The 23463-nt window shown below is 41.1% G+C and carries 20 protein-coding genes; 5 read left to right on the top strand and 15 right to left on the bottom strand.

What is annotated here, in order from left to right; all coding sequences use genetic code 11:
- Nucleotides 1–376 precede the first annotated feature (376 nt).
- On the top strand, nucleotides 377–1024 hold the full coding sequence (locus tag L4D09_RS26365) for a murein L,D-transpeptidase catalytic domain family protein (RefSeq protein ID WP_428460516.1): 648 nt from the start codon (nucleotides 377–379) through the stop codon (nucleotides 1022–1024).
- Nucleotides 1025–1201: 177 nt separating this feature from the next.
- Here L4D09_RS26365 and L4D09_RS26360 read toward each other — a convergent pair whose 3' ends face one another.
- The 10 genes from L4D09_RS26360 to L4D09_RS26315 all read right to left on the bottom strand — a co-directional run bounded on the left by L4D09_RS26360 (nucleotide 1202) and on the right by L4D09_RS26315 (nucleotide 11545).
- Nucleotides 1202–1588: a universal stress protein gene (locus L4D09_RS26360; protein WP_428460515.1), complete on the bottom strand. Its 387-nt coding sequence runs from the start codon at nucleotides 1586–1588 to the stop codon at nucleotides 1202–1204.
- 360 nt (nucleotides 1589–1948) lie between these two features.
- On the bottom strand, nucleotides 1949–3064 hold the full coding sequence (ald, locus tag L4D09_RS26355; RefSeq protein WP_428460514.1) for an alanine dehydrogenase: 1116 nt from the start codon (nucleotides 3062–3064) through the stop codon (nucleotides 1949–1951).
- Nucleotides 3065–3578: 514 nt separating this feature from the next.
- Nucleotides 3579–3845: a hypothetical protein gene (locus L4D09_RS26350; RefSeq protein WP_428460513.1), complete on the bottom strand. Its 267-nt coding sequence runs from the start codon at nucleotides 3843–3845 to the stop codon at nucleotides 3579–3581.
- A 72-nt stretch (nucleotides 3846–3917) separates the two neighbouring features.
- Nucleotides 3918–4565, bottom strand: coding sequence for an HAD family hydrolase (locus L4D09_RS26345; protein ID WP_428460512.1), 648 nt, complete (start codon nucleotides 4563–4565; stop codon nucleotides 3918–3920).
- Nucleotides 4566–4647: 82 nt separating this feature from the next.
- Nucleotides 4648–5880: an organoarsenical effux MFS transporter ArsJ gene (gene arsJ / locus L4D09_RS26340; protein WP_428460511.1), complete on the bottom strand. Its 1233-nt coding sequence runs from the start codon at nucleotides 5878–5880 to the stop codon at nucleotides 4648–4650.
- 102 nt (nucleotides 5881–5982) lie between these two features.
- Nucleotides 5983–6984: an ArsJ-associated glyceraldehyde-3-phosphate dehydrogenase gene (locus L4D09_RS26335; protein WP_428460510.1), complete on the bottom strand. Its 1002-nt coding sequence runs from the start codon at nucleotides 6982–6984 to the stop codon at nucleotides 5983–5985.
- Between the two features lie 219 nt (nucleotides 6985–7203).
- Nucleotides 7204–7698, bottom strand: a complete 495-nt coding sequence (locus tag L4D09_RS26330; RefSeq protein WP_428460509.1) for a phosphatase domain-containing putative toxin — start codon at nucleotides 7696–7698, stop codon at nucleotides 7204–7206.
- Between the two features lie 56 nt (nucleotides 7699–7754).
- Nucleotides 7755–8513 (bottom strand): metalloregulator ArsR/SmtB family transcription factor, encoded by a 759-nt coding sequence (locus L4D09_RS26325; protein WP_428460508.1) that lies wholly within the window; start codon nucleotides 8511–8513, stop codon nucleotides 7755–7757.
- Nucleotides 8514–8574: 61 nt separating this feature from the next.
- On the bottom strand, nucleotides 8575–9687 hold the full coding sequence (locus L4D09_RS26320; protein ID WP_428460507.1) for a PGAP1-like alpha/beta domain-containing protein: 1113 nt from the start codon (nucleotides 9685–9687) through the stop codon (nucleotides 8575–8577).
- A 220-nt stretch (nucleotides 9688–9907) separates the two neighbouring features.
- Complete coding sequence (locus tag L4D09_RS26315) at nucleotides 9908–11545, bottom strand: GMC family oxidoreductase (protein ID WP_428460506.1); 1638 nt, start codon at nucleotides 11543–11545, stop codon at nucleotides 9908–9910.
- Nucleotides 11546–11900: 355 nt separating this feature from the next.
- Here L4D09_RS26315 and L4D09_RS26310 point away from each other — a divergent pair, with 355 nt between their 5' ends.
- Nucleotides 11901–12167: an acyl-CoA-binding protein gene (locus L4D09_RS26310; protein ID WP_428460505.1), complete on the top strand. Its 267-nt coding sequence runs from the start codon at nucleotides 11901–11903 to the stop codon at nucleotides 12165–12167.
- 68 nt (nucleotides 12168–12235) lie between these two features.
- On the opposite strand, the gene L4D09_RS26305 is transcribed toward L4D09_RS26310, so the two are convergent.
- The 3 genes from L4D09_RS26305 to L4D09_RS26295 form a co-directional block, all read right to left on the bottom strand.
- Entirely contained in the window at nucleotides 12236–13972 is a 1737-nt protein-coding gene (locus L4D09_RS26305; protein WP_428460504.1) for a hypothetical protein, read from the bottom strand.
- Nucleotides 13973–14183: 211 nt separating this feature from the next.
- The gene (locus tag L4D09_RS26300) at nucleotides 14184–15851 is read right to left on the bottom strand and encodes a wax ester/triacylglycerol synthase family O-acyltransferase (RefSeq protein ID WP_428460503.1); all 1668 of its coding nucleotides are present in this window, start codon (nucleotides 15849–15851) and stop codon (nucleotides 14184–14186) included.
- 74 nt (nucleotides 15852–15925) lie between these two features.
- Nucleotides 15926–16285 (bottom strand): phasin-related domain-containing protein, encoded by a 360-nt coding sequence (locus L4D09_RS26295; protein WP_428460502.1) that lies wholly within the window; start codon nucleotides 16283–16285, stop codon nucleotides 15926–15928.
- Between the two features lie 325 nt (nucleotides 16286–16610).
- On the opposite strand from L4D09_RS26295, the gene L4D09_RS26290 reads away from it, so the two are divergent.
- Nucleotides 16611–18854, top strand: coding sequence for an acetyl-CoA hydrolase/transferase C-terminal domain-containing protein (locus tag L4D09_RS26290; RefSeq protein ID WP_428460501.1), 2244 nt, complete (start codon nucleotides 16611–16613; stop codon nucleotides 18852–18854).
- Between the two features lie 283 nt (nucleotides 18855–19137).
- Here the strand turns inward: L4D09_RS26290 and L4D09_RS26285 are convergent, their stop codons facing one another.
- The gene (locus tag L4D09_RS26285) at nucleotides 19138–20622 is read right to left on the bottom strand and encodes a YfcC family protein (protein ID WP_428460500.1); all 1485 of its coding nucleotides are present in this window, start codon (nucleotides 20620–20622) and stop codon (nucleotides 19138–19140) included.
- A gap of 362 nt (nucleotides 20623–20984) precedes the next feature.
- On the opposite strand from L4D09_RS26285, the gene L4D09_RS26280 reads away from it, so the two are divergent.
- A complete protein-coding gene (locus L4D09_RS26280; RefSeq protein ID WP_428460499.1) occupies nucleotides 20985–21593 on the top strand; it encodes a LysE family translocator in 609 nt (202 codons plus the stop codon).
- A 9-nt stretch (nucleotides 21594–21602) separates the two neighbouring features.
- Here L4D09_RS26280 and L4D09_RS26275 read toward each other — a convergent pair whose 3' ends face one another.
- The gene (locus tag L4D09_RS26275) at nucleotides 21603–22451 is read right to left on the bottom strand and encodes an enoyl-CoA hydratase/isomerase family protein (RefSeq protein WP_428460498.1); all 849 of its coding nucleotides are present in this window, start codon (nucleotides 22449–22451) and stop codon (nucleotides 21603–21605) included.
- Between the two features lie 351 nt (nucleotides 22452–22802).
- Between L4D09_RS26275 and L4D09_RS26270 the strand changes: the two genes are divergently transcribed.
- Nucleotides 22803–22994 carry a hypothetical protein gene (locus tag L4D09_RS26270; RefSeq protein WP_428460497.1) on the top strand — a complete coding sequence of 64 codons (192 nt, stop codon included), beginning with the start codon at nucleotides 22803–22805 and terminating at the stop codon, nucleotides 22992–22994.
- The last annotated feature ends 469 nt before the right edge of the window (nucleotides 22995–23463 follow it).

Here is a 23463-nt window from a genome sequence, read left to right as displayed (position 1 = left end):
CTTTCTAAGTCAGGTTAAAATGAGATGTTGTGCTCACTTTTCAACCAAACAGTTTAAAAGCTGATAATTCAATATTTACAAAATGTTTCTAGATTTTTGTGCTTAACAAACAGTCAATTATAGCTATCAAATTCAAGTAAAATCACAATTTAGCATTTAGGGAATACGATTAGGATTAATTAGGATATAAAAAGACAATTCATTTTAATTCTATGTAATAGAAGATTTTTTAATCAAATATATAAAATAAAACCTGATTTTTTTGTCTTGCCCTGTTGTAACCCTACCTTTCCCAAATAATAGAAGACTTCAATTTTTATGATAAAGTCACCCCACTATCGTCATAGACCACACAATTAATAGTTTTACACGGACAATGAAAAAAATACTTCACCTTATTTTATTGGCAATGATTGCCCTTCCGATTCACGTATCTGCAAGTGTTGTAAGCACCCAATCTTATACAAAGGAATCAAACCCAGACATCATCATTAAGCATGTTTATAAAGAGGCTAAACTAGAAGGAATTATTGATTATCAAGTATTTAAAGATGGCTATAATGCCTACTTTGAAACTGAAGGCCGTCAAAAACAGCTTCTAACCATTATTGATTACGGAAGACCATCAACAAAAGAACGTTTTTTTGTAATCGACCTTAAACGTAACAAGCTGGTTTATAAGACATTTGTATCGCATGGCGTTAACAGTGGCGGAAAACAGGCGACGAGTTTTTCAAACACTGTTGACTCACGTCAAACCTCCCTTGGTACTTTCCTAACAGATACAACCTACTATGGTGGTAATGGTTACTCTTTACGCTTAGATGGTTTAACTCGTGGTGTGAACGACAATGCCCGCCGTCGTTATATTGTTATTCATGGTGCTGACTACGCAACGCAATCATTTATTCAACGTAATGGTTATTTAGGCCGAAGTTGGGGCTGCCCAGCTTTACCAACAGAACTATCTAGAGAAATTATTGATATGATTAAAGGTGGAAGTGTTATTTACGCAACAGCTTAAACTTAAATTAATAATTGTCATTATAAAACAGTGATATAAATATTATCACTGTTTTTCTTTTTCCATTCAAAGTGAAAACTATTTTCGTTCACAATAAATAACCATGAAAATAGAGACACCTCCAAGTGCTACGGCCTTTTCTATCTCAAGTCATGTTCAACTAACTTAGAGTTGTTATTAATCAAGATACACAACTAATAAGTCGGCCTCCACGGCATTTGCCAGCTTGGGTATAGACGAGAATAAACGACTCATAAATTTATGATGGTGGCCGCAAACAACTAAATCGACATCCATTTTTTTAACTATTGCAGAGAGTTTTATATGGAGATCGCCGATAACGACTAAGGTTTCTGCAACCGGATAATCACTCTGATCAGCCAGTGTTTGTAACTCTTTTTGTAATGTCTGCTCTTCTTTTCGAGCCAAAACGACCCTATCAACATCTACAAAAACAAATGAGAGTTTGCAGCTAGTACCTTTAGCTAATGAGATCGCTTTATCAATAACTGTCTGGCTGGATTCAGATAAATCAACTGCCACTAATATGTGCTTATAGCTCATTACTTCTCGTCCAATTCGTTACCATACGCTTATTTAACTCTAGCATCAGAGGGACTCTATCTAATCCAGAAACCAAGAAAAACCATAAAGTAAGCAACTTGATGCCCAATCAAATAGTCGCCATCCCCCTTACGTTTTACTGAATACATGGCGATAGCGGAGACGCCAACATGTACTTCGTTCGAATTGGATGAGAGTGTTTGCAACATTATTAATATGAACGACTGGGAATAAAAGGAAGCAGAGAGGATAAGCCTTCAGAGAGGGGGGGGGGTTACGTTAAATGTCCTTAGATAGCAGAGCCGCAAAGCACAAAAAGCCCCTGCAATAGCAAGGGCTTAGTTTTAAAGCGACGCTAAATTAAGCGATTGCTTGTGCTGGTGCAATGAATGGGATTTCCAATGCTTCAGACACTTCTTCACAAGTCACTTGACCGCGGTAAACATTAAGGCCATTTAGAAGGTGCTTATCTTCTTGAAGAGCAGCTTTATAGCCTTTATTTGCCAATTTAAGAATGTAAGGCAAAGTCACGTTATTCAGTGCAAAAGTAGAAGTACGAGCAACCGCACCAGGCATGTTTGCTACACAGTAATGCACAACATCATCAACAATGTAAGTTGGATCGCTATGCGTTGTTGCATGCGATGTTTCAACACAACCACCCTGATCAATCGCTACATCAACAATCGCAGCACCAGGCTTCATCTTCTTGATCATTTCAGCAGTAACCAGCTTAGGCGCCGCAGCACCGGCCACTAATACGCCACCAATCACAAGGTCAGCTTCAAGCACATGCTTCTCGATTGCATCTTTCGTTGAGAATACGCACTGTACATCGCCACCAAACTGGGCATCAAGGTTACGTAGAACATCAATGTTGCGGTCAAGAACAACAACATTTGCACGCATACCAACAGCCATTTGCGCAGCGTTAGCACCAACAACACCACCGCCAATAATAACCACTTTCGCAGGCTCAACGCCAGGGACGCCAGCAAGCAGCATACCACGGCCACCTCTTGATTTTTCAAGAGCAAAAGCACCAGCTTGAATCGACATGCGACCAGCTACTTCAGACATTGGGGCTAGAAGAGGTAGACGACCATGGTCATCAGTTACCGTTTCATATGCAATACAAACAGCTTTACTGTTGATTAAATCATGAGTTTGCTCTGGATCCGGCGCAAGGTGCAGATAAGTGAATAGAATCTGGCCTTCACGTAGCATTGCACGCTCAACCGATTGTGGCTCTTTCACTTTTACAATCATTTCAGATTCGGCAAATACAGCTTCTGCTGTAGGCAGGATCTGAGCACCTGCATCGATGTAATCTTGATCACTAAAGCCAATACCAACACCTGCATTCGTTTCTACATACACACTATGACCATGTGCAACTGCTTCGTTAACGGATGCTGGAACCATACCTACACGGTATTCATGAACTTTAATTTCCTTAGGTACACCAATAATCATCTTTGTATCCTTGCTGCCTTGTTTAGAAGTTATATACACAATAATGAAAAAAGATTGGAATGTGTGACCGTTTTTTAACTTATATACAACAAAACAAACTGATATTTTATTCTAAAGCAGCACAATAACCCGTTTTTGACGTGCGTCACACACTAAAACCCTAACTTATACCCACAAAGTAGAGCTGAATATTACAATCAACCCGATCTACCAGTGATAAACACCAATATGAAGCGCGTAAAGCAGTTTATTACGCTAATAAAGCGGATGTTAAATGTGACTAAAAATAGGAAAAAGGACGTAATCTGAAGGAAATACAGTGAGGAAGATCGAAGTTTTCAGCATAAAACACTACATAAAGAGAGAACCAGCTCACATTCCCCCTTTCATGCTTTAGCGACTAGCGCAGAGATAAACAACCAGAAAAAGAACAACTCACAACCAACTGGCAACAAAAAAGCCACATAAGTGGCTTTAAAGGAAAAGTTTGATTGCTGTGTCACTATCAATATGATTAGTCTTCAAAATCCCACGGCATATCGGGTAATGCATTCAAATTCTCGGTGTAGCGCTTTAAATCGAAAGAAGCGTCATTTTTAGCAACATCAAACACTTCAACAGAAAGCGCACAAGCCATCATTTCAATCGCTTCTTCACGTGGTGTGCCTGTCATCATCAAGCGCATTAAGGTTTCTTTAACCTTAATCGGGTTACCTTCTTCAATCTGATTTTTAATCGTCTCGACTAGCATCTCGCCAGTCATAATTTCTTCGTTATCCATTTTCTGCCTACTTCGTTGAAAAGAATATTTTTCTAATGTTAACTATAACCGTTAACCAAAGGCTAATCTGCCTTAAGCAATAAGCCAATGACTTTGCTCAGTTTGAGCATCAAGTAATGTTTGATAGCGATAAGGTGTTAGTTGGTCACAAATCGGATGAGTATCATTCACGATAACCAACCTTAAACCAGCAGATGTCGCTGAGTGCGCCCCTGTTAAGCTGTCTTCTATTGCTACAACTTGATGCGACTGAAAGCCTAATGTTTTGCAGGCTAATTGGTAAATATCTGGCGCAGGTTTGTTCGCGAGTACGTCTTCACCACAAAAAATATGATCGAAATAATCCAGCCAGCCATGAAGCCCAAGAATACCTTCCACATAATTCCTTGGTGCACCTGTAACAATCACAAGTGGTAGCTTTCCATGTAATCGCTTAAGGGTTTCTTCAGCACCGAGTTTAGCTGGAATGCCTTTTTCAATAATCGCTTGGTGAGTGAAACGCTCCATTTCAGTCACAATTACTTCAGGGCTAGCGGATAATGAAAAGTGATCGTGTAATGCTTTTGCCACTTTCACCCATGGCACACCCGCATAATCACGAAGAAAAGTGGTCGCCGGAAAATCGGCTCCTAATGACTGCAGGTAATAAGACCAGTTTTCGGCATGGAAAACCTCCGAATCAACTAGCGTACCATCAAAATCAAAACAAACTGCCTGCATTGGACTCTCCATCGTTCTTGACGGTCAGTATCATATACTAGGCAGTCGCCATTCTGAATTTATATCGAGTTACTATCAATGACTAATTAGCAGCTTCCACCTTAGGGTGCGCCGGAAGCCAGAGTGAAATTATGGTCGTGATCGCAAGGAAGGTAAATGATATCCACAAGCAAGCTGCTAGGCCGGCGATTTGATACACCCAACCCGATAATATTGTGCCAATTAAACGACCCATTGCATTTGACATGTAATAAAAACCGACATCGAGAGATACTCCATCATCTTTGGCGTAGCTCACAATGAGGTACGAGTGCAGTGATGAATTAACCGCAAAAACTGCACCAAAAATCAGCAAACCGACAACAATGGTCAACTCAGGCTGCCATGATAGTTGTACCCCTATAGCAACTAAAGCTGTGACCAGCGCAAGTAGAGCAGCCCACCCCATTGCAGCACGTCCATCAGGCACAACGCCTTTTGCTTTTCCTGTTATTTTAGGTGCAATACCTTGAACAAGGCCATAAGCAATTACCCATGTCGCGAGGAAGCTACCAACTAACGTATGATCCCAATCGAACACTTGGCTTAAATACAAAGGTAACGCGACAACAAACCAAACATCACGTGCGCCAAACAAAAACATACGTGCAGCAGAAAGAATGTTGATACTGCCGCTTTTAGAGAATATTTGGGAGAACTTGATTTTTTGCTTCGCTTTACCCATGTCTTTATCAAGCCAAGTTAGGCTCATAACAAGTACCACCAGCAATACCGTTGCCATTGCAACGACGGCACCTTGGAAACCAATCACTGTCAATAACAAGCCCCCAATAAAGAAGCCGGCTCCTTTGAGCGCATTTTTAGAGCCTGTCAGTATAGCAATCCACTTATACAGTGCCCCTTGCTGGTCGTTTGGTACCAGAGTTTTAATCGCGCTTTTAGCGCTCATTTTATTGAGATCTTTCGCTATACCCGATAAGGCTTGTGCAAACATCACCAAAGGGACGGTGAGATAGGCGGTTGGCACTGCGAGCATTAATAAGGCAAACACTTGCATGCCTAAACCCACATTCATTGTACGATTTAAGCCCAGTTTTGCTCCAAGCCAACCGCCGATCAGATTCGTGACAACCCCGAAGAATTCATAAAATAAAAATAGCGACGCTATCTGTAATGAAGAATACCCTAGCTGGTGAAAGTGCAATACAACCAGCATACGTAGCGCACCATCCGTTATCGTAAAGTTCCAATAATTAAAGGTAACTAGTGCATACTGACGGACGTCTTTGGAAAGGTTAGAAAATGCCTTTATCATGACAAATGCTCACTACTGTCTTATTTAAACTAGGCTCAGCACTTCACTAAATGCTGAGCCTATAGATTATTACATCAACAGAAACAATGACTCTGCTAAGTATTATGCTAGGCCAACTTTACGGATTAGTTCTGATGTACGGGTTGCGTAGCCCATTTCGTTATCATACCAAGCATAAATTTTTACCATGCGGTCATTAACAACCATGGTAGATAGCGCGTCTACAATGGTCGAGCGTTGGTCACCTTTATAATCGATAGATACAAGTGGGCGATCTTCAAAACCTAAGACACCTGCCAACTCACCTTCAGACGCTTCTTTTAGCATCGCATTCACTTCTTCCGCTGTTGTATCACGGCTCACATCAAAAATGATGTCAGTGAGAGAAGCATTGGCTAGTGGTACACGTACTGCGTGACCGTTAATTTTGCCTTTAAGCTCAGGGAAAATTTCAACAATAGCTGTCGCTGAACCTGTTGTGGTCGGGATCAAGCTCATACCGCAAGCTCGTGCACGACGTAAATCTTTATGCGGCGCATCAAGGATTGTTTGTGTGTTGGTTAAGTCATGAATTGTCGTAAATGTTGATTGCTCAATACCTAATTTTTCATGAATCACTTTTACTACAGGTGCAATGCAGTTCGTCGTACAAGATGCTGCTGTCACAATTTTATGTTTATCAGCATCAAATAGGTGATCGTTTACACCTACAACCACATTCAGCACATCCGCTTCTTTTACTGGTGCTGAAACAACAACGCGTTTAACGCCCTGAGCTAAATATTTATTTAGCAGCTCAACCTTACGGTGTACACCTGTTGCTTCCAACACGACATCACAGCCAGACCAATCAACTGCATCAATATCACGCTCTTGGGTACAACGGATAACACTATCACCAATGAGCATTGAGTTTCCGTCTGAAGCAACGGCATGATTCCATCGTCCCTGAACAGAATCAAATTCAAGTAGATGGGCTAACGTTTTGGTATCGCCTGCTACATCATTAATTTGTACAAATTCGATTTCTTCCCAATCGAATGCTGCACGAAGCGCTAAACGGCCAATACGACCAAAACCGTTGATACCCACTTTAATAGCCATAACACAATGTCCTCAATACTTACGATATTACATACGATTTTTCGTATATATGATTTTACAGATATATTAACTATAGCTTATGCCAGTTACCAGATCTTTTTCGTAAAAGTTCATTTTTTTCCTTATCGTGACGACTTGCCGCTACTTTCTTCCTAAAAAATACATAAAAAAACCCTGCCGAGGCAGGGTCTTTAATACGATCTTAGTATTTCAGTATGATTACTTGTAGTTTTGAATGTAATCAATATGTGGTTGACGAGTAAATGCACCAGGACGAAGTGCTTGAATTTGGGTGATCGTTGACTGCAACTCAGCGCCGCGAGACAACATAATACGAGCAGCAATCAGCCCTGTACGGCCTGAACCACCCATGCAGTGAATAACTAAGCTATCGCCCTTATCAAGTAGTGCTTGCGCTGCTTTATTGGCTTCAGCCCAGTTAGCATCAAATGACGCGCCAGGTGCACAGTCATCTTCGATTGGTAGGTGATACCATTTCATACCCAACTCTTGGCATGCTTCAGCTAGTTTCGTGAGACCATCATTAGGAAGGTCTGTCGGCTCAAGCGCAGTAAATACGGCTGTTGCGCCTGCAGCTTTAAGCTCAAGTAACGATTCTTGTAAGCTTGCTTCTTTAGTTCCTGGACAAGGGGTCAGCAATAACTTACCACTATCAGCAAGTGGGAGTGTCCAGAATGGATGTGTGTTAGACATATGTTGTACCTGTAATTATAAAAAATAACATTCAATAAACTTGATAAGCTTTGGCGTTAAGCTAACGATGGTGTCGGTTTCTTACGGTCGACAATCTGACTTAATTTTAGCTTTTCTTGATTAATCATCCCCGGATTACCATTTCGCACTGTCGCCAAGGTATGCTGAACCCAAACTGGTAGCTGTACTGATAAGCGGTAGAAAATCCATAAACCTTCCCGCTGTGTTTCAAGTACACCACCATCTCGGAGTAAAGCTAAATGACGAGAAACTTTAGGTTGGCTGACTCCAAGCACTTCAACAAGATCGCTAACACTTAACGCTTTTTCATCTTCAATTAGCATTAATATTCGTAGACGAAGGGGATCGCTCATGATTTTAAACAGTTCCACAGGGCCAATAACAGAACACTGCTCTGTGCCATTGAGCATAAGGAAAAGACTCATTCGAGATTGAAGCCCTGCTAATGCTTCTCGGAAAGGAGTATCACCGACAAGCGGCTTAGGGTCTTTAAAATCCCAATGTATTAATGCATCAGAGTCTGGAAACAAGGCACATTCATTACTGGCTTTATCACATAGCGTGATCACAGTATCAAAATGCTGATCTTGAAGCTCTATGGCCGACAAGCTGCGTAAATTATCGCTATTGATACCTTCTTCAGCAAGTACTCGAAATACACGAGGATCAACTTCTTCCGGTTTCATACCTGCGCTGAAAACCTCATATTGATCGCCCGCCATATGCCTCATAGCAGCTTCCGCTAATTGTGAACGAGCAGAGTTACCCGTACATAAGAAGAGAATACGTTTCATGTGATCCGCCGTTTCATACATATGGAAAACATTATATATGAAAAAGCGGATATTATAAGTATTATTTTAATGCAATGAATCGAGATGGGTGATCTACGGTATTTAGCAATACCCATTCTTTTACTTTTGCTATAACCCTAGGATGGCTCAACAAATCAAGGTGATTGATTCCACCAGCGACCCATTTGTTTTCTTCAGGGTACGCCAATGCCATTACGCCTTTAGTGCTTTCACCAAGCGCACTTTTAACTGGCACTAAACCATCACCTAAGCGCCGATTATTGTCATCTTTGAGGTTTTTGCCTAAGCACGTGGCGATTGCATAGCAATGTGTGTTTGCAGGTAATACCGGTCGTGAAAAAGATAAGCCGTCAACAACTTGCTCATCCTCACTGTCTCTTTGTTGCCAATCGATATGTTGGGTGTAACCTTTACTTAAATCTTTCGTTCCACTGCTTCTGATCTCGCCGATTTTTTGGATCAATTTCAACTGTGGCGTATTCGCAACAAGATCATCAATCCAACATGCTAATTGGGCTAATGGAGCACCATTATGCGGCGTACCTAGCGTGATAAAGGTTTGTAATACAGATAACCAACCTAGCTGATTCGCTTCTGCATAGTGGCAAGCACTACGCGTAACCAGCCCCCCCATGCTATGGCCAATAATCACAAGTTCAGTAACTTCACACGGCCAGGCTTGAATCAACTTTTCTAAACGGAAAGCAAACTCTTCACCATTCAGTGATATATGGTTACCCGTGTTGTAACGTAAATAAATGGGGGTATACCCTGAACTGGCTAGCGACTGGCCCATATCATGCCCTTTTCGCTGCCACCCTTTCTCAGCCATGCACCAACCATGTACACAAAGAATGATACGACTTGATGCATCCGGCAGTTGAGTAGACAGAACCGTAGCGCTATCACTTAGCGTCTGGGTTTGATCAGAAAAAGCCATTTTTGATGCTAAACGGCTGTTATTTCTCTCTAAGTGATCACCAATGACGCCATTCAATACCGCTTGAAATGCCTCACTTTGGGCGGGAGGCACTCCCTGCTCAAAAAATTGTGTCACCTTCTCTTTCGCAAGCTCAGTATTTTCAAATACTTTACTCGATAGCTCATCTTTGAGGCTCTGAAAAGTTTTACCTAAATTGTTTTTTGAAATCATACTACCAGCCTCAATACAAACTTTAAAAGCCCATAACTTATCTTATGCATTAATGGCTGGAGAAACAATAGAATTTAACCGTAGAATATAATACGAACACAAGAAGCAGACATTTTCTATATACAGAAACCGGAAGATCATTATAGTAATATAAATTAGAATATGCATTCCAATTTTAAATTAAAGCGACATTAACATAATAATGTCGCTAAAAATTCAATTATGCAGCGCAATTATTTAATTCAAACGCCGCTTTGTTTTTATTTTTAATATCCGACAGAATCAGATCTGCAGCTTTTTCACCAATCATAATTGTTGGCGCATTTGTATTACCACCAATCAATGTTGGCATTATTGAAGCATCGACAACACGTAAGCCTGATATACCATGTACCTTTAGTTTATCATCGACAACAGCTTGTTCGTCATTACCCATTTTACATGTACCAACAGGGTGATAAATAGACTCCGCTTTTTCCCGAATAAATGAGGCGAGCTCCTCATCTGTCTGCACCTGTTTGCCTGGGAACACTTCAACACCACGATAATGATCGAAAGCCGATTGTTTTAAAATTTCTCGTGAAAGCTTAATACCTCGAACCATGACTTGTATGTCTTCTGGGTCGCTCAAATAGTTAGCGGTGATCACAGGAGGAGCTGCTGGGTCAGCACTGCCAATAGTCAGGCTCCCACGACTACTAGGCCTTAAATTACAAGCATGCAATGAATAGCCATGCCGAACCGTTTGCAACAAGTTAAGCCCATGATTATCAAGAAAACATGGTGAAAAGTGAAACTGTACATCTGATTTTTCAAGGCCTGAATCGGTCTTAGCAAAACCACCCGCTTCTGCAATATTTGTCGTAAAGTTACCTTTTCTAAACAGGATGTAATCAAACAATCCTTTAATCGATCGCAGTAAGGCAACCGGAGAAAACCCAACTGAGTGGAATGTTCTTTCACGAGTAACAACCAATGCATCCAGATGATCTTGAAGGTTTTTGCCCACTCCTGGCAAATGATGTTTAACCTCAATGCCTGCATGCTCAAGCTCTGATTTTTCCCCAATGCCAGATAACATCAATATTTGCGGGCTATTGATTGCCCCTCCACTTAAGATGACTTCTTTCTTTGCCTGTATCGTGTGCAGTTGCCCACCTTTTTTATATTCAATTCCAACCGCTTTCTTATCTTCTAAAAGCACCTTGGTTGTTAGTGCATCTGTTATAACCGTTAAGTTAGGGCGATCTTCAGCTGGACGTAGGTAGGCCACAGCACTGCTACAACGTTGACCATTCTTCTGAGTTACTTGGTAGTAACCCACTCCTTCTTGCTGATCACCGTTAAAGTCTTGTGTTAAGCGGTGCCCCGCTTGTTTCGCGGCTTTTATAAAAGCATCTGAAAGGGGATTTCTGATCCTTAAGTCTGCGACATTAAGAGGGCCATTCGTACCATGGTAGGGGTTGCTCCCCCGTTCTTGAGACTCAGATTTTTTAAAATAAGGCAGCACATCAACATAGCTCCACCCTTTATTACCCAGGCTTTCCCACTCATCATAATCAGTCGCATGGCCCCGGATATAGCACATCGCATTTGATGACGAGCTCCCTCCCAGTGTCTTTCCTCTCGGCCAGAACAGTTTTCGCCCTTGAAGTGCTGGTTCTTGCTCAGTGTAATAGCGCCAATTCATTTTTTTTGAATGCATCATACCAATAATACCTAATGGTACATGTACTATTGGACTTGAGTCTCTTGGCCCGGCTTCTACTAAACAAACACTGATAGCTGGATCTAATGATAATCTATTTGCAAGAACGCAACCTGCTGAACCGGCCCCAACAATAATAAAGTCATACATAACAATCCCTCGAAAATACCTTATTTGATGCCAGCCAAATAAATATTCCAGTCTTTATTACAACTATGCTCTCGCAATAAGCATAGTGTATTTTAATCACAATGTAATTTATACATATAAGCCTTATAAAACGTATCATCAAAAAATAAAGAGTGATCCATATAAAACTTTTTGCATTTAATTACAGACAAGAGCTCGTACCAGTGTAAATTGTATTTGTTCAAGGAATAGTAAATCAGCGCTACTTTTATAAACTTATTACATGAAATAACGTTGACTGAGCATATCTATTTTTCTTCTTGGTCATCATGCACAGCCATCAGGCTGGCTAGGATTAATATTTAAGGAACAAATCATGGCAGATCTAAAAGCAAGTTTCGAACAAGCTCAAGCAGACGTTAAAAAGCTAACTAAGCGTCCATCTAATGACGAATTACTTGCTCTCTACTCTCTTTACAAGCAAGCAACCGACGGCGATGTGCACGGTAAACGCCCAGGCATGTTTGACTTTAAAGGCGGTGCTAAGTTTGAAGCTTGGGAAGGCCTTAAAGGTATGGATGCTGAAACGGCAATGCAGCAATACGTTGCTAAGGTTGAAGAGCTAGCGGCTTCATACGCATAAGCTTAGTCAATTACTTGACCCAATAAAAAGGCCGCAGATGCGGCCTTTATTGTTTGAATCAATAATAATTAATTAGTCTTGATCAGCATTCGCATCCAGTCTTCATAGCTCCAACTATCTGAAGAGCGTAGTCGATGAATGAGTCCTCGATTATCGTAGTAGTTAGTCTCATCAAAAAACTCTGTGATCGGATTACCGTCTTCATCCAATGCTACAGCACCATCCTCTTGGTAGAATGTTGCCTGCCAGCGGCGATAATGCTTACAGGCAGGTATATCAGAACCTAACTCACTGTCCCAAGCGGTACCTTTACCTGCAAATACATCACTCACAACTTGTTTAAAGCTTGCTCGCTCTGCAGTCGCATTTAACGGTTTCACATGGTTTAGTCGTACTTCTGGCATCAAATAGCTACCCGTTGCGGATAATAGGCTGCTTGAAAGTGTTTCTGAGCCCCAAGCAATGTAATTGCCTCCATTTTCTGTTGCTTCGAAACCCACCATTAGGCCTTCATCACTTTCATAATATGTTTCAGTAAATTCATAGAACGGTAATGCTGATGGGTTCTGATAATCAAAAAATGCACCATGTAATTGCGACGTGTTAAGGTTCTCATGCCCTTTCCAGCTAACGCCCTCACCAGTATTTGCAGTCATCGTATAAGTTGCATCTTGAGCACCACCAGTCTCAGCGTTATAGCGACTCATAAAGTACTCAATACTTTCATTTGGCAATGCAACATAATCACTGTCTGGTAAGCTAGCTAAACATTGTTCCATAGTTGCAAATTCACCTTCTGGCACGCCATCGGTGACAGGGTCACGACCATAAAGCAGCTCATCTTCAATTAAGCCAACGAGCTCTTTACGGTAATCGGTATAACCCCATGTCGGATTTTCTAAATCTAGCGGGTCATACTCTTGATAATTGCGCTCTGACAACTGCACAACATGATTTGCATCGATATAGCTCTTTTCATCCTCAACCACATGTAATACCGATACTGCTGTATCTCCGGTATTATCAATAAGATCGAGTTTAGCTGTTGCTTCAACGACACAGACTTCCCTTAAACCTATAGCTGTTTGGATGATATCTTTACCACGGTAAGTCTTGGTTAAATCACTCTGTCTGTTCGGTTGCTGTGGAGCGTAGCGATCGATTCGATCAACCCAATAGCTGGTTACTTCGTTAAGTGTTAAGTCCGCGGGTATATTCGTATCTACATTCGTCGCCCACCAACGACTAAATACATCTTGATTACCAATATATTGGCGACTATCGGCATCAATGTAACTATGCTCGAAAGATGGGTTCCACTGATCCACTGAAGCACTAGGGTCTGCGGTTGTAATTTGTGTTATCTCTATGTTCTTGTCAGCCAAAAGACCGTTAGGTAGACCAGTACGTTCACCAACAATGATTTCAGACTGAGAGTATGCGTAAGGCTCTTTGGTAATGGCATTCACTCTGGCAATATCGTATAGCCTCGACTGAGGTCTGTCTAAAGCCGTTGTTCCATTCACCGTTGGATAATCTGGAAGGCTAGTAATACAAGCATTAAGTGTTGTAGGAATAACGAGTGGCTTGAGCGGTTCGTTGTCCTTGTCGTCTTCGTAGCCATCGTTATCATCATCTGTATCTTCTGTATCTGCAATACCATCATTATCGGTATCAATTGGTACAGCGGGAGCTGTGGGAGTAGAAACGTCTACCTCCCGATCTTCAGCTTCTTGACTATCACTTCCACAAGCAGAGAGTAATAATACTGCAGATATTGCAATAGCAACCTTGCTAACATTCATATTCAATTCCTATTGAGCGTTCAAAAAACACCCATACATGATATATACGTTAACAATTTAGGTTTGTTCACCGAGCAGAATTTACGAGGTGTTGCAAAGTAATTTATTACTTTTAATTATGAGAGTGTCATTTTTAGCACAAGCAGAAGCACATAAAAAAGGCTTGTTTAACATAGCGTTAAACAAGCCAATACCTAATGGTTTTATCCAATCAGCCTACATGACTGACTTTATCCAACAGCTTTTCATCTTCAAGCTGATCTTGGTTTTTAGCAGGTAAGTCAGGGTCAATATCAACGGTGGCTGACAACATTTCAGTTAATTTTACTAACTGCTTTTCAAGCTCTTCAACTTTTTGCTGCTTTTCTTGAAATAGTCGTTCAAATGCTGCATCTTCCGGTGCTGTACCGTCTTGTGCCGCTTCGACTGCCAATTCTACCGCGAACGAGCTATCCTGCTGGAAATCGAGTCGTTCCGCGATTGCTTCTGCGGCGGTATCCATAACGTCTTGTTCGATTTCAGCAAATGCTTCACACATATAACCAGCAATCGCCTCAAAGCCTGGTAACGACTGATTACACGCAACAAGAGAAAAGTACATCATGCCCGCATTACTGAAGAAAGTGATATTCAGCGTTTGTCCCGGCATCAACAAAGATACAGGGTATTGCTCTAGTACTTTTGCACCATTGAAGTACAGCTCTTCTTTTACACCCGGCACGTTTGAGATCAGAATATTACTTGCCGGCGGAATATAGTTATTTAAGCCAAACTTACCGCTTAGCAGCGATGCTCCGTTCACCAGCAGTGAATAGTTCACGTAAGCATCAGGCGAAATATTCAGTGCTTCATTTTTTAGATCTTGCGTCGCATGCTGAATTGCTTCTAAGCGATCCAATGCTGATAGATGTGGCCGCCCTAGCTCTACGTGACCAATTGACATTTTGTTGCCTTTCGTCGCATTGTCGCCTTTTGACCTTAAGTTCATTGGCATCATCGCGACTAACGGTTTACGTAATGGAATTGCTCTGTCACTTAAATAGCGATTTAACGCTATATCACTAATTGTGAACAAAATATCATTCATTGATGCGCCAGTTACTCGGCTTACATGCTTAAGCTGCGCAATCGAAAAATGACCAAGGCTAACGGCACGGCTACGCTTCGGGCTCAAGTTAAACGGTGTTTTAGGTGCTGTGAATGGAATTTTCAAATCACAGTCTTTAAGGTTCACAGCTTTCAGTGCTAATTTACTGCCTAAGCGGAACATTGAAGGTATTAATGATATTTGCTTCGATGCAGCCATCGCTGTCTTAACAACCATGTCGGTTAGATGCGTTTCTTCTCGGCGCTGGCTCGCACTTTTACGTAGATCGCACTGCCAAATCGGCTTTAAATAAGAGTCTTCAAGGTTATCGGCACAACTACGGGTAAACAAGCTGCTGGCTCTGACACCATCCGCCATTGAGTGATGAATTTTCAGCATCAATGCAACTCGGCCATTCTCAAGCCCACCAATCACCCATACTTCCCACATTGGTCGACTTCGGTCGAGTACTTGGCTATGTAAGCGCCCAACCACTTGCTGTAACTGTTGCTCAGTCCCTGGTGAAGGAAGCATGGTTATACGCAGGTGATCTTCCAAATTAACATCACGTACCGTTGTCCAACTCGGTTTACCGGTTAGTGACCAGTTGAGCTTCCAATTAAACGGAGGGACGGTTTCTGGCTGCTTTAAAAAATGTGAATACAAATCTTGTGCATACGTCGATGCATGCTCTTCTGGCGGCTCAAGAATAACCAATCCAGTGACATGCATCGGCGTTTTGGCCGTTTCAAATGCAATGAAACTAAAGTCTAGCAGTGACAAACTTGGCATATGGTGTTCCTTTTCTTTTTGCTTGGCGATGAATCTGCCTCGATTGCACATATCGCTAGCCATAGGTAAAGCTGTTATTTTTCAGTAAGTTTTTCGACTGCAGCCTGAAGACGATCAATCTTTTCTTCGAAGTCGCTCATACGATCACGGTCAATACCGCATGTAGTATTCAGTGCTTGATTCATTTGAGATTCCGCACGGCCAAATACCATCTTTTTAGTATTGTGTACACGCTCAGTTAACTCAGTTTCGACGTCACCGCCACGCTCTACAAGCTCGTTAAATCGTTTGTTCAACATGTGCTGCGCCATACCCGCCTGCTCATACCCTTTGCTATAAGCACCAAGTCCCGCTAGCACAACATTACGTACAGAGGCTTCACCAACCTGAGTAACAGACTTCACACTATCCATCATTTTCATAGGGTTAATCATTGTCTAATCCTTAATATTCAGAGAAATAGAAATATCCTGTTATTCAACCCTATCAATATAAATTAGATCATTCTTTCTAATTCCATAGAGTAATTGCTACCCCACTCACACATCCTCACTCCGGTCAAAATATTGTATACAACACCTTACCTCTAAGATTTTTATACTCATCACGCATACAACTTGCTGATTGTGACAACTATCACCAATCACGTAGAAAAATCGGCTTTTAGGCAAACTTAGAGTGAAGGCTCTAAGTTCGACATGAACAATGGGGAGATAACTATAAGAACTTAAATGAATATAATCGAACAAGGAATGCATTATGTCAGTATTAGAATTAGTCGATTCAGAGTTTCGTGCGAACAACCTTATAGCGTCTGTTAACACAGCGAAGCTACCTGCACCGATTGTTGATGACGCAGAAAAAATGGTTGATCATATTATTGCCACAATAGGAAAAGAGATCGTTGTTGGTGTCCCTCTTGCTATTGGCAAACCACTCAACTTTGTCAACGCGCTATATCAAAGAGCAAAAGCAGATCCAACCATATCTCTACGGATAGAGACGGGGATCTCTTTAGAAAAGCCTGTCGGAAAAAGTAAAATTGAGCGTAACTTCCTTGAACCGTTTGTTGCTAGAGAATTTGATGGAGTGCCAGATATTGACTACATGATGGATCTTCGTGCTGACAAGGTACCAAGTAACATCAAAATTAGTGAATTTTTCTTTAAAGCTGGCAGTTTCATGAACTCACCCCAGCAACAGAATTATACCAGTACCAACTACACTCACGCAGTACGTGACTTACTTGATAAAGGGGTTAATGTTGTTGGCCAGCTTGTCGCTAAACGTACAATTAACGGCGTAACCACTTATAGCTTATGTAGTAATTCAGATTTAGCGCTAGACTTTGTCCCAGAGCTAGATCGGCTAAAAGCAGAAGGGAAATCTGTCGCGCTTATTGGTGAAGTGAACACCAACATGCCATTCATGTGTAACCACGCTGAAGTCGCTGACACTGAATTTGACATGATCCTCGATAGTAATAGCAAGCCAGAACATAAAGACTACGCACTATTTGCCGCTCCTCATGCCAGTATTTCCGCTGAAGATCATTTAATTGGTTTATATTCTTGTAGCCTAATTAAAGACGGCGGTACGCTACAAGTTGGTATCGGCTCGCTCAGTAGCGCGCTGACCTATAGCGCCTTGGTTCGCCACCAAAACAATCAAGCTTACACTGCTATGATCGCAGATCTTGATATCGAAAATAAATTCCCTGTATGCAAAACAGTTGGTGATACCAACCAATTTGAAGAAGGCCTATATGGCTGCAGCGAATTAATGGTCGATGGGTTCATGCACCTATATAAAGCAGGTATTTTAAAGCGTGAAGTCTTTGAAGATCTTACTATTCAAAAACTATTGAATAAGAAAGAAATCACCACTGACGTATCTATCGCGACAGTAAAAGCACTCCTTGTACATGGTGCAATTAATCAAACACTATCTGTTGATGATGTTGCCTACCTTAAGCGTTTAGGCATCTTTAAGCCGTATGTTAAATTGGTTGATGATAAGCTAATTGCCCAACAAGAAACGACCTCTGCGAACCTATCCAACGCAGGCACATCAGCATGGATAGAAAAGAATGCCCTTGGTGATAAACTCATTGGTGGCGTTGTTATGCATGGCGCATTCTTTATCGGGCCAAAAGACTTCTATGCTGATCTAAATAATCTAACGGAAGAAGACCACACTAAGTTCTGCATGACGAGTGTGAATTACGTTAACGATCTTTACGATCATATGCTTGGCAACCAGCAGATCAAGCAAGCGCAGCGGAAGCATGCACGCTTTGTCAACTCAGGCATGATGGTCACACTTGATGGTTCGGTTATTTCTGATGCATTAGAAAACGGTCAAGTTGTCAGTGGTGTTGGTGGCCAATATAACTTTGTGGCACAGTCGCATCAAATGCGTGATTCACGCTCGATCATCAAGATCCGTGCGACCAGTTACCGTAATGGTAAGTTGAAATCGAATATTTTATTCAACTATGGGCACAACACAATTCCACGACAATTGCGTGATATTGTGATCACTGAATATGGTATTGCTGATCTCCGTGGCAAGCCAGATCACATTGTTTATACTGAGTTGATTCGAATTGCAGATTCCCGCTTTCAGCAGCAATTGCTGGCCGATGCAAAAGCAGCAGGTAAAGTGGCGAAGGATTACCAAATACCAAAAGCGTATGCCAACAACACGCCTGAAGCGATTCAAGCATTCTATCAAAAATATACAGACCAAGGCTTGTTTGGCCCATTCCCATTCGGCTGTAGCTTTACCGAGCAAGAGCTAAAACTGGGTAAAGCGCTTAAAGCATTAAAAGCAAAAACAGCGACTAGTTCAGGTAAGGTTAAAGCAATCGCTAAGGCGATGAAAGCACCTAAACCCGATCACAACATTGACCTTCTACTTAAGCGCATTGGTTTAGATAAGCCAGCCAACTTTGAAGAAAAAATAACGCAAAAATTATTAATCGCCGAACTAATTAAATAATCGCTACGTTAAACCAACTATACCCACTGAACTCGTTTCAGTGGGTTCTTTTGTATTAATCGATAATAAAAAGCGAGGTGTTCAATGTCGAAGAACGATAGAAAGTTGTCATTATGCCCATACGCTGCAATATGGGGCTGCCCGAAGTGCCCCGTTAAGCGTATATGCCCCGGAAAAACCACCATTGGTGATCAACCAATAAAACCCAAAAAGCTACCGGACGTTAAATAGAAAAAGGAGGCTTAAAAGCCTCCTTGTTACTTTTTAAACCATCATATTTTCATTAGAAAGGCCCAAGGTCGATTGCTTGTGCCACAAGTAAAAAGCCAATCGAAATCGCAATCACAATGCCTAATAATGGTAAGAAGAATCGAACCCACTTCATATAGTCGACTTTTGCCATTACCAAAATTGCCATAAAGTAACCAGACGTTGGGAATAAGATATTCGTTATGCCGTCTCCCCATTGAGTCGCAAGGATAACGATTTGACGTGTTAAACCAATCAGATCGGCGAGTGGCAATAATATCGGTAACGTCAGTAATGTTTGTCCACTTCCAGACGGAACCAGGAAGTTAAAAACGGCTTGAGTTAGTAAGATACCTATCGAAGTTACAGAGTTTGGTAATGAACCTAGCATCTCAGACAGATTGTATACAATCGTATCAAGAATTTGTCCATCGGTAAGAACAACAGAAACGGCTCGTGCTACACCTGTTATCAACGCACCAACAAGCATCCCCTGAAAAGCGGTGTTAAAGTTTTCACAAATTTGATTACCTCGGTGGCCGATAATTATCGAGGTAATAATAGCCATTGTCATGAACAGTCCTGAAAGCTCATAAAAGCCAAGCCTAAACTTTAACGTTGATGCAATGATCCCAACAAACATCACGAGTGTTGCCAAACCTGCTATTTTCAAACGGGTTGTTGGCTCCTGCTCACTCTCTTCGCCTTTTTCGTCACCCTTGCCGAGTAACGTTAATTTCAGTTTTACATCGTGATCATAAGTCACACTTGATTGCGGGTTGGCCTTCACTTTGCGCGCGTACAACACCACATATGCAACAGAAACAATCATGACTAAAGAAAGTACCATTACACGAAACCCAGCCCCTGAAAACATCGGCAACTCCGCCAACATGTGACCGAGTCCTACATTCGTCGGTGACGTGATACCAAATGCAAAACCAAACGTACAGCTGATCAATACCGTCGCGACAGCGGTCATTGAGTCATAACCCAAGCGTAACATCAGCGGTATAACTATCGGTAGATATGCGATACCAAGCTCTGGCGTACCGATAAAAGAACAAACGGCAGCAAACACAATCATTAATATTGGTACCATAAGATAGGTTGCCGAACCTAACTGCTTAATCAGTAGATTTACACCGTAATTAATGACGCCGGTTCGTTGTAATACTCCAATTGAACCACCAACTAATAGCGTGAGGAAAACGACAACAGAAGCCTCGCTCAATCCCCGTGGAATGGCAGTGACAACTTCCATCGCACCAACTGGGCTAGCTTCAACTAATTGATATGACCCAGCTACGACAGTTTCTCTACCATTTTCTAGGGTAATACGGTCAAACTTCCCTGTTGGAATGGCATAAGTCAAAACAGAAACAATCAATATCATAAATGTTAAAATGATATAGATATCCGGCATCTCCCATTTACCAGATCCCTGCTCTTTTTGCTGTTCTTCTGGATGGTGGCTATTCAGAACCCCATCTTTACTACCATTTGATTGCGCTTCCATGTCTACCCTCATTTTCATAAAAGACGATGTAAATTTGGTTACCTAAATGTTAAATACCTTTAACATTTGAGCAGAATAGTATGCAATCCATGCCACAAGAAGTGTACAATCTATCAATTGTGAACATTGTCACATGAAAACTTATGCACACTAAGAGCCAATTAATGCATTTAAATTCGTAAAATATGCTCTTCAGGCCAATTAAAGCGTCGATTAAGTCTCGGTTAAACCTTGGTGATCAACACGTTGAACAAATGAGATTTTCATCATCTCTATTAAGCAGCTTCACTTTTCATAGCTATGCTTAAAATAAAACGATGAGTCGTTACTGGTGAACTGAATTCTCATACTGGGAGGGATGTATGGAAGTAATGAAAGCAGTTTTATTTGGCCTTATATTATCCTTATCTGTTGGCCCAATTGCGATTTTGGTTTTAAACAATGGCATGCATCATGGCTACCTTGCTGCCGTGCGCAGCGCTATCGGTGCTGCAGCAGCTGACTACTGTTATGCCGTGGTTAGCTTCATCATTGGTACTTTAATCATTAACAACATGGCTAATTATCAATTCCAAATTATTTTAATGTCTTCATGGATACTGATAATAATGGGTTTTTATGTCATGTATAACGCCCTTAAAAATACGAAACTACTGGCAAAAGTTTATTATAAAAAGAAAAAAATGGGCTTTCGCTCAACATTCTACCTTACATTAGCTAACCCAATCGCCATCATCGCGCTGTCTGCTTTCATTGGTCACTCTAACGAACAGCTCGATGTCTATTTTGCCCTACAGCTTGCAGGGGCTGTTTTTATAGGTAGTTTGCTTATTCAATGTATTCTCGCGATTTCTGGATGCGTATTAAAGAAACACGAAGAAGCTGTCACCTTCCCCTTCTATTTACAATTGCTTGGTGGCTTAGCTATTTGCTTCTTTGGTATCTATAACTTTGTTGAACTTGCTAAATAGACAATATAATCACAGAAAGCGTGACCAAATCGGCCTTAGTACACACAATGAAAAGAACATTGCTGATGGCGCATATTTTTTCTTACGCCAAAAAAAGCGTGATTGTTCTTTTAAGAAATCAGCACCTAAGAATGAATCTGCAAGTTGCTTTGACTCCTTAGCATTCACCGCTTTAAGTTCGTCCAATTTACTACCCGCAAGAAACTGACGTTGCTCCTTATCCGTGATCCATTTCTTAGCAATGGACTCAGCCTCAAACATTAATTGATTTTCTGGCACAACCTTTTGAACTAAACCGATATTTAACGCCTCTTCCGCATTAGGCTTCCACCCTTCACTCCCTAGCATACGCAGGGCATTTTGATCGCCAATTAAGCGCGGAAAATGAAAGCTAGAACAACCTTCAGGCGTTATACCTAAGGCTGCGAAAGGCGTCGAAAATGTAGCACTTTCAGAGGCGATGATACCATTAGCCAAAGTAGCGGACGTAACACTAGCCCCTAACGCTGGGCCATTAACAGCTATCAGTAAGGGCTTTTTACAGTGAAGAAATGTTTCGAATAAAGCCTGATTATTTTCCACAATTAATTGGTGAAGTTGCTTCGGAGGCATTAACTTAAGCGATCCTCCTAAATTAACACCAGCGGAATAATACTTCCCTTTCCCTGTAAAGATCACCGCTTTGACAGCATCATCACTATTCACAATTGAGAAAGCTTCTTTAAAGGCAGCCATCATTTCCATTGTCCAACCGTTTAGTTTCTTAGGACGGTTCATCGTAATGGTCAGCACACCATCCTCTAATCTGTTATCTAGGTGGCTTGCTGCAATATGGCTTAAATTAAGATCATTCAACATTTTCTATCCTTAAAAATATTGGTGTAAATACTCTACTACAGCTCTAACGTTTACAGTAGTTTAACATTTAGTAATTGAGACTTCGGTATGGTTCGGCCAACTCGGTACGATCTCGACAATGATCAAACCCCACTATGATCAAACATGTTTTCGACCGAGAAATTCACCGAATGCATTGTATAAAAAACCATCACTTTGAATTGGGTCACAACATCTTTAATCGCATAACGATACGGTATTACTTAGGTAGTCTATTAGTTACTCATTTCTATCTTCTAAGTGTCTAAATTGAAAAGTTGCCTGATCAGAACTCAGAAAATTACTCAATTTAGTACTTTAGGAGTTAGGTAGATGAAAAATTTAGAAATGGCAAAAGCACTGTTTACCCAGCCATTAACTTTGGAGGAGCTACGAAAACTTGACCAGCTTGAACGTCAAGCAACAGGAAAAGAGCGTTTATTCATAGGTGCTTTATGGGACGCCGCTTATGCAGCTGTTGAGCCTGCGGTATTACACCAAGCTCGCGAGGCAGGATTACTCTAAAAAAAGCACTCTATTACTTTTGAAGGGAAACTGTATCTATTGCTTCCCTTCAACTTCATCCGTAATATTTTAGCCACTCTTTTCAATATCTATGACTTTATAAACATTAATAACTGCTCCCCCACTCATTATTCCCTCTTATAAAAAATTAAATATATCTGCAATCTTTCAACAAAAACAATAAATAACTCAAATTGAAATTGAAACCATAGAGAAACATCATTATTGAAAGCAATACATCCCCCCACCAAGTCATTGTTTTATTAGCAGCATTCAGTTCAATCCGCTCAACACCATCGCTTGTATTACCTTAATACCAATAAGTTTATTTCATTAATAATAAATAGTGATGAACATCAACATACCAAGCCAAATAAAACAAAAATTAAGTGATCAAAATCATAAAGTTAACTCCAAGCAAGTGATGAATATATCATTTTACACGAACACCCTTTGATTGGTATATAAT

Origin of the sequence: Photobacterium makurazakiensis, assembly GCF_050336715.1 — a bacterium.
In the GTDB taxonomy this organism is placed as follows: domain Bacteria; phylum Pseudomonadota; class Gammaproteobacteria; order Enterobacterales; family Vibrionaceae; genus Photobacterium; species Photobacterium makurazakiensis.
The sequence above is the reverse complement of the archived record's forward strand: the minus strand, read 5'-3'. Positions and strand labels throughout refer to the sequence as shown.

What these genes read in the sequence shown, in the direction of transcription:
- L4D09_RS26365 (WP_428460516.1), top strand. Translation starts at nt 377, where the DNA reads ATGAAAAAAATACTTCACCTTATTTTATTGGCAATGATTGCCCTTCCG.
- L4D09_RS26360 (WP_428460515.1), bottom strand. Translation starts at nt 1,588, where the DNA reads ATGAGCTATAAGCACATATTAGTGGCAGTTGATTTATCTGAATCCAGC.
- ald (WP_428460514.1), bottom strand. Translation starts at nt 3,064, where the DNA reads ATGATTATTGGTGTACCTAAGGAAATTAAAGTTCATGAATACCGTGTA.
- L4D09_RS26350 (WP_428460513.1), bottom strand. Translation starts at nt 3,845, where the DNA reads ATGGATAACGAAGAAATTATGACTGGCGAGATGCTAGTCGAGACGATT.
- L4D09_RS26345 (WP_428460512.1), bottom strand. Translation starts at nt 4,565, where the DNA reads ATGCAGGCAGTTTGTTTTGATTTTGATGGTACGCTAGTTGATTCGGAG.
- arsJ (WP_428460511.1), bottom strand. Translation starts at nt 5,880, where the DNA reads ATGATAAAGGCATTTTCTAACCTTTCCAAAGACGTCCGTCAGTATGCA.
- L4D09_RS26335 (WP_428460510.1), bottom strand. Translation starts at nt 6,984, where the DNA reads ATGGCTATTAAAGTGGGTATCAACGGTTTTGGTCGTATTGGCCGTTTA.
- L4D09_RS26330 (WP_428460509.1), bottom strand. Translation starts at nt 7,698, where the DNA reads ATGTCTAACACACATCCATTCTGGACACTCCCACTTGCTGATAGTGGT.
- L4D09_RS26325 (WP_428460508.1), bottom strand. Translation starts at nt 8,513, where the DNA reads ATGAAACGTATTCTCTTCTTATGTACGGGTAACTCTGCTCGTTCACAA.
- L4D09_RS26320 (WP_428460507.1), bottom strand. Translation starts at nt 9,687, where the DNA reads ATGATTTCAAAAAACAATTTAGGTAAAACTTTTCAGAGCCTCAAAGAT.
- L4D09_RS26315 (WP_428460506.1), bottom strand. Translation starts at nt 11,545, where the DNA reads ATGTATGACTTTATTATTGTTGGGGCCGGTTCAGCAGGTTGCGTTCTT.
- L4D09_RS26310 (WP_428460505.1), top strand. Translation starts at nt 11,901, where the DNA reads ATGGCAGATCTAAAAGCAAGTTTCGAACAAGCTCAAGCAGACGTTAAA.
- L4D09_RS26305 (WP_428460504.1), bottom strand. Translation starts at nt 13,972, where the DNA reads ATGAATGTTAGCAAGGTTGCTATTGCAATATCTGCAGTATTATTACTC.
- L4D09_RS26300 (WP_428460503.1), bottom strand. Translation starts at nt 15,851, where the DNA reads ATGCCAAGTTTGTCACTGCTAGACTTTAGTTTCATTGCATTTGAAACG.
- L4D09_RS26295 (WP_428460502.1), bottom strand. Translation starts at nt 16,285, where the DNA reads ATGATTAACCCTATGAAAATGATGGATAGTGTGAAGTCTGTTACTCAG.
- L4D09_RS26290 (WP_428460501.1), top strand. Translation starts at nt 16,611, where the DNA reads ATGTCAGTATTAGAATTAGTCGATTCAGAGTTTCGTGCGAACAACCTT.
- L4D09_RS26285 (WP_428460500.1), bottom strand. Translation starts at nt 20,622, where the DNA reads ATGGAAGCGCAATCAAATGGTAGTAAAGATGGGGTTCTGAATAGCCAC.
- L4D09_RS26280 (WP_428460499.1), top strand. Translation starts at nt 20,985, where the DNA reads ATGGAAGTAATGAAAGCAGTTTTATTTGGCCTTATATTATCCTTATCT.
- L4D09_RS26275 (WP_428460498.1), bottom strand. Translation starts at nt 22,451, where the DNA reads ATGTTGAATGATCTTAATTTAAGCCATATTGCAGCAAGCCACCTAGAT.
- L4D09_RS26270 (WP_428460497.1), top strand. Translation starts at nt 22,803, where the DNA reads ATGAAAAATTTAGAAATGGCAAAAGCACTGTTTACCCAGCCATTAACT.